The sequence below is a fragment of the Bradyrhizobium sp. AUGA SZCCT0176 genome, assembly GCF_018130145.1.
GTDB lineage: Bacteria > Pseudomonadota > Alphaproteobacteria > Rhizobiales > Xanthobacteraceae > Bradyrhizobium.
Genome location: NZ_JAFCMB010000031.1, coordinates 24,581 through 38,817 on the forward strand (window position 1 = coordinate 24,581; position 14,237 = coordinate 38,817).

12 protein-coding genes are annotated in these 14,237 nt (G+C 59.6%); 6 read left to right on the top strand and 6 right to left on the bottom strand.

Features of this window, described 5'->3' with window-relative positions; genetic code table 11:
* Positions 1-89: 89 nt before the first annotated feature.
* From JQ600_RS34520 to JQ600_RS34545, 6 genes are all read right to left on the bottom strand, one after another.
* Positions 90-824 (bottom strand): methyltransferase domain-containing protein, encoded by a 735-nt coding sequence (locus JQ600_RS34520; protein WP_212391996.1) that lies wholly within the window; start codon positions 822-824, stop codon positions 90-92.
* Between the two features lie 168 nt (positions 825-992).
* Positions 993-1,562 carry a serine O-acetyltransferase gene (locus JQ600_RS34525; RefSeq protein ID WP_249136232.1) on the bottom strand — a complete coding sequence of 190 codons (570 nt, stop codon included), beginning with the start codon at positions 1,560-1,562 and terminating at the stop codon, positions 993-995.
* 12 nt (positions 1,563-1,574) lie between these two features.
* Positions 1,575-3,029, bottom strand: a complete 1,455-nt coding sequence (locus tag JQ600_RS34530; RefSeq protein WP_212267236.1) for a lipopolysaccharide biosynthesis protein — start codon at positions 3,027-3,029, stop codon at positions 1,575-1,577.
* Between the two features lie 124 nt (positions 3,030-3,153).
* Positions 3,154-4,212, bottom strand: a complete 1,059-nt coding sequence (locus tag JQ600_RS34535) for an acyltransferase (protein ID WP_212392011.1) — start codon at positions 4,210-4,212, stop codon at positions 3,154-3,156.
* Between the two features lie 94 nt (positions 4,213-4,306).
* A complete protein-coding gene (locus JQ600_RS34540; protein ID WP_212391995.1) occupies positions 4,307-5,659 on the bottom strand; it encodes a hypothetical protein in 1,353 nt (450 codons plus the stop codon).
* Positions 5,656-6,846: an acyltransferase gene (locus JQ600_RS34545; protein ID WP_212391994.1), complete on the bottom strand. Its 1,191-nt coding sequence runs from the start codon at positions 6,844-6,846 to the stop codon at positions 5,656-5,658. Before JQ600_RS34545 ends, JQ600_RS34540 begins: the two co-directional genes overlap by 4 nt.
* A 555-nt stretch (positions 6,847-7,401) precedes the next feature.
* On the opposite strand from JQ600_RS34545, the gene JQ600_RS34550 reads away from it, so the two are divergent.
* From JQ600_RS34550 to JQ600_RS34575, 6 genes are all read left to right on the top strand, one after another.
* Entirely contained in the window at positions 7,402-8,685 is a 1,284-nt protein-coding gene (locus JQ600_RS34550; protein WP_249136233.1) for an O-antigen ligase family protein, read from the top strand.
* A 42-nt stretch (positions 8,686-8,727) separates the two neighbouring features.
* Positions 8,728-9,366: a hypothetical protein gene (locus JQ600_RS34555; RefSeq protein ID WP_212391993.1), complete on the top strand. Its 639-nt coding sequence runs from the start codon at positions 8,728-8,730 to the stop codon at positions 9,364-9,366.
* Positions 9,367-9,526: 160 nt separating this feature from the next.
* The gene (locus tag JQ600_RS34560; RefSeq protein WP_212391992.1) at positions 9,527-10,174 is read left to right on the top strand and encodes a transglutaminase-like cysteine peptidase; all 648 of its coding nucleotides are present in this window, start codon (positions 9,527-9,529) and stop codon (positions 10,172-10,174) included.
* 439 nt (positions 10,175-10,613) lie between these two features.
* Entirely contained in the window at positions 10,614-11,180 is a 567-nt protein-coding gene (locus tag JQ600_RS34565; RefSeq protein WP_212267224.1) for a hypothetical protein, read from the top strand.
* 8 nt (positions 11,181-11,188) lie between these two features.
* The gene (locus JQ600_RS34570; RefSeq protein WP_212267222.1) at positions 11,189-13,441 is read left to right on the top strand and encodes a polysaccharide biosynthesis tyrosine autokinase; all 2,253 of its coding nucleotides are present in this window, start codon (positions 11,189-11,191) and stop codon (positions 13,439-13,441) included.
* Positions 13,425-14,228: a hypothetical protein gene (locus JQ600_RS34575; RefSeq protein ID WP_212391991.1), complete on the top strand. Its 804-nt coding sequence runs from the start codon at positions 13,425-13,427 to the stop codon at positions 14,226-14,228. Before JQ600_RS34570 ends, JQ600_RS34575 begins: the two co-directional genes overlap by 17 nt.
* The last annotated feature ends 9 nt before the right edge of the window (positions 14,229-14,237 follow it).

Genomic DNA, 14,237 nt, shown 5'->3' on the forward strand with positions numbered 1-14,237 from the left:
TCCCGTGAGCGCATCGGCTTTCTCAAGGCAGGGATCGCGGCGGATCCCGGTCGACGGGACAAGTCTGCATCGCTAGAAGCCGGACCGGGTCACGCCCGGCCGGGCGCCACCGAGCCGGTGAAGATGATGTCCTCGGCCAGTAGAGGCAAACGCCGCAGCAACATCTTCTTCATCATGCCGGCCCGCTTGAACGTCGCCATCTGGATTTCCTCCGGAGAAAATCCGGCATCCAGGGCAACCTTTGCGATCGTGTAAGGCGTAAAGAAGAAACGATGGTCGGAATTGATGGTTTCGGTGTTGTTCAGGATTCCCTTGATGTTACCGCCCCTGAAAGCGTTCGGCACGGTAATGACGATTTTCTCGACGGCGTCACCATAGTTCTCCCTAAATCGTCCGAGAAAGGACACCGGATTCGGGATGTGCTCGACCACTTCACCGAACAGGGCAATATCGAACTTCCGGCCGGAGATCTGGTCAATCTTCTGGCCGGACGTCACATCGCCGGATACCATGTTGTCCAGTCCGGAAATTCGGCTCGCCTCCCGCACCGCGTCCGCATCGATATCGACACCGACCGTATACTCGGAGCACTCCGTGATCAGACCATGGAGCCAATCCCGGTGATCGATCTTCTTCTTGATGAGAGGAACGTGATCGCAGCATCCGACATGAAGAACCCGCTTGCCGCGGCACATGTCGATCAACACGTCACTTCGGTACCTGACACCCGTCTTGCCGCCGTAAGTCACGGCCATGTTCTCGTTGAACTTCGTACCTGCAAGATATGGAAAAATGCCCGTAAAGTCGGTCATGATTGACGACATGCTGATCCCCTCGTCGACTGGTTTCAGTGAACGATCGTCGATCAACGCTCAAAACTGCGATTTAGACCGGGCTGTCACGCCAGGACGGGCCTGACGATCTTCGACGAAAACGAAAGTGATCTCATTGGCCGGAGCGACGGCGTATCCTTGCTAGCCGCCGCATTACCTCTAAGAAGACGACGATGCGGAACGCATCGACTTGGCTGGAATCCCCGCGACCACCGCTTTCGGCAATACATCCCGATTGACCACCGAGTTTGCTGCTACCGTTGCACCTTCACCAATCTTGATGGGCCCAATGATGACAGCGCCGGCGTAGATGACGACACCGTCTCCAACGCGCGGACAGCCCGGTTCGTTCCAGGCATGTCGACCCAGTGTCACGTTATGATAGAGCGTAACCCCACTCCCGACATGCGAGCCCTCCCCGATCACAAGCCCGGTCGGGTGCGGAAGTTTGAGTCCCGGGCCGATTTCCGCGAGCACCGAGATAAAGCAGCCGCGCCGCGCCAGTGAGCGCACGATCAGCCAGGTAATGCCGTGCCCCCAACGTGTGTTGAAGCGCAACCACTTGGCAGCACGCCACCAGGCAATCACCGTAAAGCCGGGATCAGTGATCAAGGCAACCGCGGCAGCAACGACGCCGGAGTTCCCGGTGTTCGCCAGCAAATCCGCCCGCCACGCAGCCTGGGGAGGCTCGCGCCTCACCATTTTATCTGGTTCGACATGCGCGTTCATATCAAGGATCTCTCACGTCGCCGAGGGAACGTCTAACGGTTGCGCTTCAATTGATCGGCCGAGCAACGAGCGCACGCTGCCGCGAATCTGATGCCTGAATGCGACGTAACAGGACAGCACGACCACCAGATATAGACTGGTTGCAAGCAGCCAATGCTTCATGCTTGTCACATCGGCCGACGTCGCCGCGAGAGCCACGACGGTCCCGGCCAGGGTCGCGATGGTCGCTGGAAGCAGGGATTTGACGATCGACATGAAAGGCAACCCGGTATTTCGGCTGCCAACCACCAGCATAAAGGTGCACACGATAATCGCCGTGACAAGATACACGATAGCAACGGCCTTGAGACCGAACGGCAGCGCCACCACGAAAGACAGGATCATGGCGATGCTGTTGGCGCTGCTGATCCAGAACTGCAGACGGGCTTTCCCGCGCGCGAGCAGAATCGGACCGGCATAGGCAGCAATGGATTGCGCGGCCCCCGCCGGCGCAAGCGCGCTAACCAGCGGCAATACGTCCTGCCAATGCGGCGAAAGGAATGTCGTCACCGGGTAGTAGAGTCCAAACGTCAGATAGATCATCGCGGGGAAGGTAATCATCGCCGTGACACTCAGCATCGCGCAGATCGCCGCGTTCTGCTCCGCGTGCCGCCCGTTACCGGACATGCGGCTCAGCGTCGCCATCAAGACACCGCCGCCTGGCCACGAAAGGATCATCAACGGAAAGATCATGAACTGAAAGGCGAGACCAAAGAGCCCTACCGCGGCCGCGCCCAGCTTCGCACCGATCAGCAGATTGCCGATGTTGCGCGCGGCGAAATTGAGAATGTTCGAGGCCAGTATCCAGCTCCCGAAGGAGAGCATCGAACCAACACCACGCCATCGGAAGTTGAGCCTGATCTGATGCCGCGTAACCGCGTAGAAAGCGATCGCGCGAATGATCTGCATCAGGACGTAATATGAAATCAGCGCCCAGATCCCCCAGCCCAGAACGGCTCCGACGACGCCCACGGACGCGGCGGTGATTGACGCGCCCGCCTCCACCTTCGCCACGGTCTGGTAGCGCAACGCGCGCTCGAGTACCGCACGCGGTCCGAGCGCCGCTATGGAAAGGACGACGGAGACGGACAGCGCCGTCAGCACGCCCGACAGGCCATCCATCTTCACGGCCCCGGCCAGCGGTCCCGCTACAACCGCCAGCACCACGGCACAGCCGATGCCGATCGCCAGCATCATGGTCACGGCCGCTCCGGTCTCCTCACGCGAGAGCGAGCCTCGCTGTATCATGGCGCTCGACAGACCAAGATCGGTGAGAAGGGCTATGAAGGCGACAAACGGCAGCGAGAAGGCGACCAGACCGAACTCGGCCGGGGTGACGAAATAGGTCATCAGCAGCGTCATCAGAAACTGGACGACCGATTTCACGATGTTCACGCCGGACATCGAGAGCAGATTTTTCAGGATCATGAAGTCATCCGTATATTGTTTTTCCAGCCCCGCATCCGCTCAACACCTGGCTGCGCAATATTCGAAAGCGCCAACCGGCGGGTTGATCGTAACGTGTCCAGACCGCGTCCTGAGGCCAACTTCGTCATGCGAGGTGCCCCTGCCCTGCTCCATCGGGCGCCCGAAACAGCCGGGGGCGAAACGCGGCATCCAGAAAGCGCCGAAAACGCACCTCGCAAAGCTCGTAACTTATCGCTCCAGCGACAATCGACAGGACGAAGCCCAGAACCGCAAAGGTCCCGGAAAGAAGCCAAAGATCCACGCCGCGTCCGGCAAGCTTCGCCCCGATCATCTGCAATGGAAAAAGGGCGAAGGGATGGACCAGATAGAGGCTGTAGCTGATCTTGCCGAGATACTGCAGCGATGGTGCACTCAACGCCGTCGCTATACCGGAGTTTTGCGTCAGGGCCATGCCGAACAGCAGAACACCGGGCACGAGACCGATAAATGGGTGCAGGTATTCGATCGAGACATACATCGCGGCGCCGCAAACCACGCCGGCCAGCAACCCGGTCCACCCTCCGAGCCGGATCGGCAGATCCACGGCACTGAACAGCAGCCCAACCAGGAAATACGCGGCAATCGGCCGAAACCATATGCCTGCGACGGCCAACGCGATCAGCGGCAGCGCCAGCATCCAGTTTTTCTGCTGAACGATGGCCACAAAGGTCGCGGCGAACAGAATGTAGAATGCCCACTCATAGCTCAGTGTCCATGCATTCTGCTGGCCAATCGGAAGCCCCAGAGCGTCGGGCAGGAACGCAAGGTTGACGAGGAACAACTGGACGTAAGTTCCAACATCAATTCCCTTGAAGAACTTGTAGCCGACGATCGGGCCGATCGTGAATAGCGTCAGATGGAGCAGGACAAACACGGGAAGGATGCGAAGGCAGCGATCATAGAAGAACTTGGCAACGCTGCGGTGGCGCACCAGGCTGGCCGGAATCAGGAAGCCGCTGATCATGAAAAACAGCTCGACACCGTGTCCACCCATATTGATGGTCGATCCCAGCCACGGCCAAATCGGCGCCATGAATCCCGCCAGCAGCGGCATGTCGTAAAGATGCACGATCAGGACACTGAGCGCAGCGATGCCGCGCAGCCCCTGGATGGCCGGGAGAAAATCCTGTTTTGGAGCGCTCATCACCGCTCCCTCCTCTGAGAGGGAGCCATGGCAGGGACGCGGGGCGCGCGGGGGAAAGGCACTATCAGCGCCGGTGAGTGCCACGAGACTTTCATCATGCCGGCCGCGATGCCAGACCATCGATGCCAGGCGCGATCGGTGCAGAACTCACCAGATCCCGATTCGGCGCGCCTCGCTTGGCGAACATGTCGCTAAAGGCGGCACCGATCATGATCAACCCGCTGGCCGGGCCATAGGCCAGTACCGTGATGGTAAAGAGGTTCATCGCGATCGTGGCGGACAGCTTGTAGATATCCCTGGTCCTCATGACCGCGGCGATGGCGAAAATCATGAATACGACGAAGATCGGGCCAAACATCAGATACGTGCCGATATAGAAATTATCGACTGGCACATAGTAGCTGAGCTTGTTCGAGAATAGCTGCTGCGGATAATTGAAACAGCCGAGGCCGCAACCGGTCACGAATCCCACGGGCATGAGCTCTTGCATATACACAAACGGGAGCTGCCAGCTGTTATTGACGCGATCCTGAAGGCTGAAGAATCCCCGAGAGATGCTGGTGAGGCCGTCGCCGGCGAAGAACATCATCAGCACGAACGGAACCAGGATCGATGCGAAGGAGAGCCCCGCCATCCGGCGCAGCATGGGAAACTTCTCGCGTTCCGGGAGCATTCGAATGACAACAAGGCACAACAGGTACATTATCATCACGCCCAGCGTGGTCTTGCTGGTCGTGAGCTTGATGGCGTAAAGGCCGACCGGCGCCCAGATGGCGATCCACAGCAGACTTCTGCGAGCCGACGTCAACACGAAGGTAATAAACACGAAAAACGCGGCCATGGTGCTGTCGGCGGCAAACCCCGCCAGTCGCGTTTCCGACGCCGCCCACCAAAGTCTGGTGGCCTGCCGCGTGGCTCCCAGCGTTTCGAAAGCAAAGCCAACCCATGGCATCTGCACGCGTGATGAAAGGAAGATGCCGAAAATGGTAATGAAGAAGATGGGATGGATCAGGGCAAGAAGCTGCTTGTACTGACTAAAGTCGCGCCGACAAAAACAAAAACCCACAAACACGGGCGCTATCATCTTGAACGACGATGCCATGCCGGCGAAGTAGCCCAGAAAAACAAATCCGACGTATAAGGCGAACGCGATGTATAGCAGCGTGAGGACAGCGATCAGGCTCTTGCCGGTGATGATGTAGCGCTGGATAAAAGCCAGAATGCACATCAGCGCAAAGATATCCGGAAGAAACCACAGGACGTCCAGTTTAGCGATGCTCAGGTAGTAGCGTAGGGCGCCGGCGAACGCGTCGCGATAGAAATAGAGAAGCAGCGCAATCGCCTCGACGTTCCAGATGCCGATTTCCGGCAATTGGTTGTTTAGAGGCAACGGCTCCGGAGCTTTGAAATCCGGTGCTGCGAGAGATGGCGACGACCGGCTCGTCATTGCCCCCCTCCTTCGGCCGTCGCGACAACGCGAGGCCTGCGGGCCAAAAGTCCGACGATGGCTTTCGAGCCGGGGATCTCGATATTCGCATAGGTCAGGTTCGACAGCGCAAGAACGGCTACAACGTAACCCGACAGCAGTAGCGTTGCAGCTGTTCCCGAACCGAACTGATCAATCACCTCAAACTTCCGCACGCCAACGCCGCGCGCAAAGTATTCGATCAATACGAGCACGAGCGCGTGTACCATGTAGATCGAATAGGATCGCTTGCCGAGCCACACCAGCGGCTTGACCGACAGCAGGTTCGGCAGGCCACGTCCGGGGAACGCCATCAGCGATCCGAGCAGGACGGCGAAAATGACCGGGGCGAGAAAGCTCGACATCGGCCACATTCCGACCACGCAGACAATGGCGATGGCCGCAATCGCGGCGCCGATCTGCCAGATCGACTGCAAAGCCGGGCGCACGGCAGGAGGCACCGACGCCACCGCTCTGAGCGTCAGCACGCCGAGGAAAAAACTCAGTATGCAGCGTGCGATGCCAAAGGTGTGAAAGTCCAGGGCATATTGTCGAAGAACCAGCAGGATAAAAGCCCAACTGGCCAACGACAGAAACAGCGAAAGCACATAGACAATGCGAACGTCCCGGAATTTTTGAGCCAGAACCACGACGCCGCCAAACACGAGGTAGGTATAGAATTCGGCGCTGATGCTCCAGCTTGGGCCGTTCCAGCTCAAATAATCAACGAAACCGATCGCGTGCAGCAGAAGCACATTCAGGAAAAACGAATAGCCGTTGTTGACCGCCATCTCGGGCGGCGCGAAATGAATCAGGCCGGTGCCCACAAGGCCGAGCTTCATCATTCGAAACGAGAGGAATGCGAGCAACGTGACGATGTGGAGCGGATAGATGCGAGCGAGCCGGCGCACGATGTACTCCCGAAACTCGAAAGTACCGAAGCCGCCTCGCACGTAACTCATCGAAATCACGATGCCGCTCAGAACGAAGAACAGATCAACGAACAGCCAGGCGTTATGAAAAAACGCAAAGTCGATCCAGGCCCTGTTCGGCAGGACCGCGGCAAGCGGTTGAGAAATGACAAAATGATGGACCACGACGCAAAGCGCGGCTATGCCGCGAACGCTGTCGAGCGGGACATAGTGTTCTTTTGAGCGATGGCCCGTCACGATCGAATTATGTCCGAATTGTTGCGATGCAACATAGTGCCTCTCTTCCGTTTTCCGTTCAACCCGAACCTTAAAATCCTCCCGAGAAAAACCGACCGCGCATGGCAGCTCCGCAAATAAATGCCCCCGTAGAAGCGCGGCCGCATTTTTAATCGCCCTGCACGTTTAATCGTCCCGTGTGGCAGGCTCCAGAATAAATACACCGGCGAAAAGCAACGTATTTGCCGTCGTCTGCGCCGGCATATCCGCAAATGGATGCGGCCACGAAGACGACGCATTTTAAAGCGGGCGTGAAACAATCCCTTCGCATCGCTGGCTCTTTGGAAGGCAGATCGATAAATTCGGGAACCTGGGACCAGCCCGGTCGGCCGCCGCCGTTTACCGCGCCCAAGTTCCAGTCAGTTCAGGAATGGGGTTTGGCACCTGCCGTCGCATAAGGGATCAATCAGGAAAATTCTGGGCGGAGCGTCCAATCTTGTCGCGATAGCTGTTTTCGTCCTGGCGCCATTTCCGCTTGGATCGGCGGATTTCGTCTGGATCTGGATCTGGATCGTCTTGCTCGCGCTCAGTCTATTGACGGCGGATCTGGAAGCCATCGGCCGCGAGGATTTTCGCCTGTTGCTGCCGCTGTTCATGACGATGGTGCTGATCAGCGCGATCGTCATGCTGCAAACATGGCCCGGTCCGCTGGTGGGACGGACGAATGCCGTCTGGAAGCTTCCGCTCGATCTCCTCGGCGCCGATGTCCCTGCTCGCATTTCGATGACCGCGGCCGGCCCTTGGCTCGCTTTTGGCTCCCCTCTGCTGGTGTCGCTTGCGTTCGTGCGCGCCTTTCTTCTTGCAGCCGATGCGCCAGTGGCCCAACGGCTTCTCCGGATATTGGCGTGGGCGGGTTTTCTTTACGCTTGTTACGGAATCCTGGCGCAGCTTGCCGACCCGAATACGCTGTTATTCAGGCAGAAGGAGGCCTATCTCGGCTTCGCCACCGGCACATTCGTCAATCGCAACACCGCCGCGACATTCTGGGGCAGTTGCGCCTTGCTCTTCCTGGTGCCTCTGTTGCGCTCGCTACATCGCGGAGACCAGCGCGCTGCCCCGCCGTCAGATCAGCCGCTCGCGTTGCTCGGGCACTATTTCGCCGCACCAGCGGCTCTCGCTGTCGGATTTACCGTCTGCACGCTGGCGACCGCGATGACGGGATCACGCGCAGGGCTGCTGCTGTCGATCTGCGCGTTTCTGCTGGCCGGCACACTCTATCTGTGGCCGCTTGAGCTCGGTACTTTTCGAAGATGGGCGCTGCTGGCGGGAGCCGCGGTCGTTTCCGTCCTGGTTCTTCAGCTGATCGGCGGCGCGGTGGCAGGGCGGATTCTCACCTATGGCCTGATCGACGATCAGCGGCTGGCGGCCTACCGCGCCGCGATCGCAATCGTCAGCGACCATCCGCTGTTTGGCGTCGGATTGGGCAATTTCGAGGCGGCTTTTGCCGCCTACCGGCCCGCCGAATTAGGCAGCCTCGGGATTTGGGACCGCGCCCACAGCACGCCGCTGCAACTCGCGGTCGAAATTGGCCTGCCCGCGACCATCCCGATCGTTGCGACCGTGCTTTGGTATGTTTACCAATTGTTCCGGGGCAGCTTGCTGCGGCGGCGCGATCGCTACATCCCCGTCACCGGAGCCAGCGTCGCCGCGCTGGGGTTGCTTCACAGCAGCATCGATTTTTCGCTGCAGATAGCCGGTTACGGGGTTTTTTTCGCCGCGATCACCGGTGCCGGGCTGGCGCAGTGCCTTCCGTCGTCATTGCGAAAAAACGGTGGCGGAGCTGTGGCGACTGAATTATGATTTAATTTAAATCGGCTGTTTTTAATTGCGATTGATTGGGCAATGACAATGCGTTTGGTGGGTTTTTGTCTCGTGATGCTCGTGACCGGCGGAACGGCCCCGGTTGCCGCGGCACCCGCCAGCGGCGGATGCGTCCCGAACTCCTCGCTGGTGTCGGCAGAGCGCGCGACATCCTTTCTGGAGAACCCTGAAGCGCTCCTGAGCCAGTTCAAGGACGGTCAGGGCGGCCTCGCGTCGCAAATCCGCGACATGCTGATGACCCGGCCCGAGACGCTCGAAGGCATCGCATCGCTTTCCAAGGCCAGTTCCGCCGATCAAAGCCGTGCGATCGGTGCCGGTCTCGGCACCGCCGCCGCCGTGTGCGTGCTGACGCAGCCGGCCTTTGCCCAGCAAATCCAGGAAGTGGTCCTGAAGGCTGAGAATCCGCCGCTGATTCAAGCCTTCGTGAGCATCACAGGGGATATTCCGACCGAGGCGATCACCGGAGCAGATCCCAACGGCGACACCACCGCCGGCGGTGGACAGGGCACCACATCGACGCCGTCGCCGGGCGCCGTTTCGAGCAACAGCAGCACAACTTTCGGCGGCGGCGCTGGCGCCAGTACCAGTACAACGACGCTTTTCACGACAGCCGCGGCCGGAACGCCATCCGTTCTGACGCCGGTCAGTCCGACCAACTGAGCGCCATGGAACGCCTGGATTGATCGCGAATTAACCAATATCCATCAGGCAGATAACGTCATCTGCGGTTAGATTCAATTTTAACTATCGGCGGAACCTAAACCCAACAACTCCGTGAGACACCGTACCTGCGTCAAGAAAAAGAATGACGGGGGACGACATGAGACTGCTATTTGCACCGATGCTGGCGACCGCAATCGCATTTGCCGGTGGCGCCGCCAGGGCCGAAACCGACGCCTCGACCGACGTGTCGCGGACCAACCGGACGGCCTTCATCGAGGAGTTCGACAACACGCTCGCGCCGCTCCAGTTCGTGAAGTTTTGCATGAACTACCGCGCTGAATGCGACGCGGAAACCGGCGTGCAGGCATTGCCGACCGCCGACCGCGCGATGGAAATGCTGCGAGACGTCAACGCCTCGGTTAACGAAGCGATATCACCGCTGCGCAAGTCCACGGATCCGATAACCGCGCGCTGGACGGTCTCGCCGGCCGCAGGCGACTGCAACGATTACGCAGTCACCAAGCGGCACCAATTGATTGCAAGGGGTTGGCCCCAGAGCGCGCTGCGCCTGGCGGTGGTCCTGACCAGCAGCGGTCAGGGGCACCTTGTGCTGGTCGCCCGGCTTCCCGACGGCGACGTTGTTCTCGACAACCTGTCGCGCGACGTCCGTCCCTGGAATGCCATGGGCTATACGTGGATATCGATGCAATCGAGCGACAATCCGCGCTTTTGGGTTGCTGTCGGCAGCCACGGCCAGCGCCTCCAGGCGAACCGGCTTGCATCCGTTAGGCCGCAGCTTCAGTGAACATTTATTGATAACTCACGGCATGGTTGCCCTCCCGTGAGCCTGCACCCGCCATCGATGGCTCCGGGCCACGGGCGGGTTGCAGTTCGTCTCACCGTCGGGTGAGAACGCGCGCTTTATTGATTATATTCTTATTAATACCTCAAAAATCTTGTCACCCTCAGGCATCGGCGGCCGCCCAGGCCGCTTCTGGATGAAGGCCGTCATGGGTCGCCGGACGGACGGGACATTTCACTGGTCCGGAATTTGCTAGTTCCTCAAAGTCACGGGGACACTCTTTTGCACTGCACAAAAAGATGACACAGTTCTTTGCCATCATTGCCTTGAACAGGTGATTAAATGCCTGCAGATGTGATTAAACGCCTGAACCGGCGATTAAACACTGAACCTTCGATTAAACCGTATTTCCCCACCAGCCAGCGGTACACGAATGAATGGTATGTCCTTGATTCGACGACAGACTCTTGTGGCTGGGTTCAGGCTTCTGGCAGGCATAGCGCTGCTCCTGGTGATCTCGGCACCATGCCATGCGCAATGCGTCGCGCTGGCTGAGCGCGTCCCCCCGCCGGCCCTGCAGGCTTTCAGCACCTCACCCGGATCGCTGTTGCAACAGCTGCGTAACGACAAGGAAAAACTGGCGGGACGGCTCAGCGGATACCTGGTCACCGATCCGTCACTGCTGCCTGCCGTGGAAAAGCTGGTGAACCAATCATCGGACAAGGATCGCGTGGCAATCGGCTCAGGTCTTTACAGAGCGGAGTCACGCTGTCTCACGACCAAGCCTGAAGCGTCTCGGAAGATAAATGATTTCGTGCGCAAACTGGGAGACCGCGCGGTCTTGATCGGCTACGCGGCCGAGTCCGAACAGTTGGGCGCGGCGGCACCTGCTCAGGCTGCGAAGCCAGCCAATACCGGTTCCGGTCTGCTGACGGGTGAATGGAACACCGAGATATCAGATCCGTTTGCCAAGATACCGGTCCCGCTCAGCCAATCCCGCTACAATTGAGCTTGCAGATGTATCAACCCAGAGACCAGTTCCAGGCGCTCAAGAAGTACGGCATCGAGATTGGCACCACGACGCTGAGCGTCGAGCGTGCCATCGATATCGTGCGCCGGCAGTGGCCACTCATCGCCTCGGTCGTCGCCGGTACGTTGGCGCTTGTCGTCATCTATCTGCTGGTATCGACGCCGATGTATACGGCGAATGCCCGTATTCTGATGGATACGCGCCAGACCCAGGTCCTCGACAAGGAAACCGCTATCAACAGCAACCTTATCGACACAGGATTCGTAGACAGCCAGGTCGAGATCATCGGCTCGGAGGACCTGATCCAGTCGATCGTGCGACGGCTGCGCTTGACGGAGGACCCTGAATTCAACGGATCCGATCCCGGAATAGTGGCGATCATTATCGGTAAGACGCTTTCCCTGTTCGGGTCCGACGGGCCGCCCTCGAAGGAGAGGATCGAGCGCGCGGCCGTCGAGGCGGTGCAAAAAAACCTCAAGGTCGAACGCGTACTCACGACCTATGTTCTGTCCCTCAACTACCGTTCCAAGGATGCGGACAAGGCCGCGCGAATCGCGAATGCGATCGCCGACGCCTACATCGTTGGCGCGCTCGAGGCGAAATACCAGTCAACCAAGCGGGCCGGCGAGTGGCTGCAACAGCGCAGCGCCGAACTGCGCGAACAGGCGACCGCGAGCGACCGCGCCGTCCAGACCTTCAAGACAGAGAACAACATCGTTGGCACCAGCCGCGGCTTGATGACCGAGCAGCAGCTATCGGACGTCAATACCCAGCTCATTCAGGCCCGCGCCGCCACTGCCGAAGCCAAGGCTCGTCTCGACAGGATCGAGGCGATTTCGGACAAGGATCTGGCTCAGCCGACCGTCACCGACGCCCTCAACAATTCGGTCATCACCAGACTTCGCGCCCAATATCTCGATCTGGCGGGCCAGTATGCCGATTGGTCGGCGCGCTACGGCAAGACCCATCAGGCATCGATCAATCTCAACAACCGCATGGAAGAGCTGCGCAAGGCGATCGCCGATGAGGTCCGCCGAATCGCCGACGCCTACCGAAGCGATTACGCCATCGCCAAGAGCCGTGAAGCCTCACTTGAGGAAAACATGAAAGGACTGGTCGCCCAGGCCGGCAACACCGGTCAGGCGCAGGTAAGGCTGCGTGATCTCGAAAGTGCCGCCGATACCTATCGCAACCTGTACAACAACTTCCTCGAGAAGCTTCAACACGCGACGCAAAACCAGAGCTTCCCGATCAGCGAAGCGCGCATCATCGGCACGGCGGTCAAGCCCGACAAGAAGAGCTCGCCAAAAACCCTGCTGGCGCTGGTCGGCGGCCTGGTCGGCGGGCTCTGCTTCGGATTCGGCGCGGCCTTCTCGAAAGAGCTGATGAGTGACGTGCTGCGGTCTCCCGGCGAGGTCGAGGACGAGCTCGGCGTGAAATGCCTCGGCGTGCTTCCCGATTTACATCCGCAGAAGCCGGCTGGGAAGAAGGCGCGCCTGCTGCTGCCGATCGATAGTTCGGCAGCGAAGGGCAGGGACGATTCCCTCTCCCACTATGTCGTCGACCACCCGTTTTCGCGCTACGCCGAAACCCTGCGGAACATCAAGGTTTCCATCGACGTCGCCCGGCTGACCCGCGACGTCCGCGTGATCGGCATCGTCTCTTCGTTGCCGAAGGAGGGAAAGACCACGGTTGCCGCCAATTTTGGCCACCTGATCGCCCTGACCGGTCACCGTACCCTGCTGATCGATGGCGACCTGCACACCCGCTCGCTGACGCGCGAACTGGCACCGAACGCCAAGACCGGATTGCTTGAAGCGCTCAGGGATCCCCAGTCGCTGGGTCAGCACATCAAGCGCAGCAAGGAAACCGGGTTGGATTTCCTTCCGTCCTTCGTCGTCTCGCGCATGGTCAATTCGGCTGACGTGATGGCCTCCAAGGCGATGACGGATATGCTGGCGACGGTGCGCGACAATTACGACTACATCATCATCGATCTCGCGCCGGTGATGCCGGTGACCGACGCAAAGGCGATCAGCCACCTCCTTGATGCGATGGTCTATGTCATCGAGTGGGGCCGGACGACGCGCAGCGCATTGCAGGAATCGCTGGCCAGCTCGGAGGCCATCCAAAAGAAACTTCTCGGGGCAGTTCTAAACCGGGCAAACCCCAAGATGCTCAAGCGTATCGAGGCCTATAAGGGCTCACACTACAATAGCTACTATGTCGAAGGCGCCTGAGGCGGCGCTGCCGTACCGGCCATCCCGCCGCCTCCATCGCCGGCTCATGCTGGGCGCCAATATCATTCTCGCCGCCGCCGCACTGGTTTGGGCGGCTCGGGTATTTCCCGACATTGGCGATCCCGCGGTTCCGCTCGTTGCCAGCCGCCTCGCGCGCGGCGAGAAGTACGACCCGGCCCTCCTGCGGGGAATGATTGCCGCGAACCTCCCGGCCGCCGAGCGGCAATGCAATTCGAAGACGCTGCGCGAGTTGCTGCTCCTGCAGATCGGACTAGCCGATGAAACGGTGCGTAGCGCCAATCTGCTGCAGGCCGACACCGACACCGCCGGCGTCAACTCCCAGAGCAAGGCGGTGATTGCGTGCGCACCCACCGAATCCCTTGGCTGGCTCGGCATGTACTGGTCCAGTATCCGCCAGGAGGGGTTCGGACCACGCGCGGTGGCGCTTCTTGACCAGTCCTATCGCCAGGCGCCCCACGAGGCCTGGCTCCAGCTCATTCGAGCGCCATTGGCGCTGCGGAGCTTCAACGCCCTGCCACCCGTCCTGCAGGACGCGGTCGCACAGGATTTCGAAGACATTTTTCAAGCCCGGCTATATCCAAGCGCAGCCATACTCTATCAAGGGGCAACCGCCACTGCCCAAACGAAACTGCTCGACCGAACCTGTGCCGCTGCGGAAACCGAGCGACTGGTATTTCTTCATTTCGTGTCCGAGAGCGGATTGCAGATCCGCCACCGTTGCTATCCAGCAGGTCCCGCGCCAGCCGTCGATGTACGGCGACCGTGAAAAGACGTA

What these genes read in the sequence shown, in the direction of transcription:
- JQ600_RS34530 (WP_212267236.1), bottom strand. Translation starts at nt 3,029, where the DNA reads ATGATCCTGAAAAATCTGCTCTCGATGTCCGGCGTGAACATCGTGAAA.
- JQ600_RS34575 (WP_212391991.1), top strand. Translation starts at nt 13,425, where the DNA reads ATGTCGAAGGCGCCTGAGGCGGCGCTGCCGTACCGGCCATCCCGCCGC.
- JQ600_RS34535 (WP_212392011.1), bottom strand. Translation starts at nt 4,212, where the DNA reads ATGAGCGCTCCAAAACAGGATTTTCTCCCGGCCATCCAGGGGCTGCGC.
- JQ600_RS34540 (WP_212391995.1), bottom strand. Translation starts at nt 5,659, where the DNA reads ATGACGAGCCGGTCGTCGCCATCTCTCGCAGCACCGGATTTCAAAGCT.
- JQ600_RS34560 (WP_212391992.1), top strand. Translation starts at nt 9,527, where the DNA reads ATGAGACTGCTATTTGCACCGATGCTGGCGACCGCAATCGCATTTGCC.
- JQ600_RS34565 (WP_212267224.1), top strand. Translation starts at nt 10,614, where the DNA reads ATGTCCTTGATTCGACGACAGACTCTTGTGGCTGGGTTCAGGCTTCTG.
- JQ600_RS34570 (WP_212267222.1), top strand. Translation starts at nt 11,189, where the DNA reads ATGTATCAACCCAGAGACCAGTTCCAGGCGCTCAAGAAGTACGGCATC.
- JQ600_RS34555 (WP_212391993.1), top strand. Translation starts at nt 8,728, where the DNA reads ATGACAATGCGTTTGGTGGGTTTTTGTCTCGTGATGCTCGTGACCGGC.
- JQ600_RS34525 (WP_249136232.1), bottom strand. Translation starts at nt 1,562, where the DNA reads ATGAACGCGCATGTCGAACCAGATAAAATGGTGAGGCGCGAGCCTCCC.
- JQ600_RS34520 (WP_212391996.1), bottom strand. Translation starts at nt 824, where the DNA reads ATGTCGTCAATCATGACCGACTTTACGGGCATTTTTCCATATCTTGCA.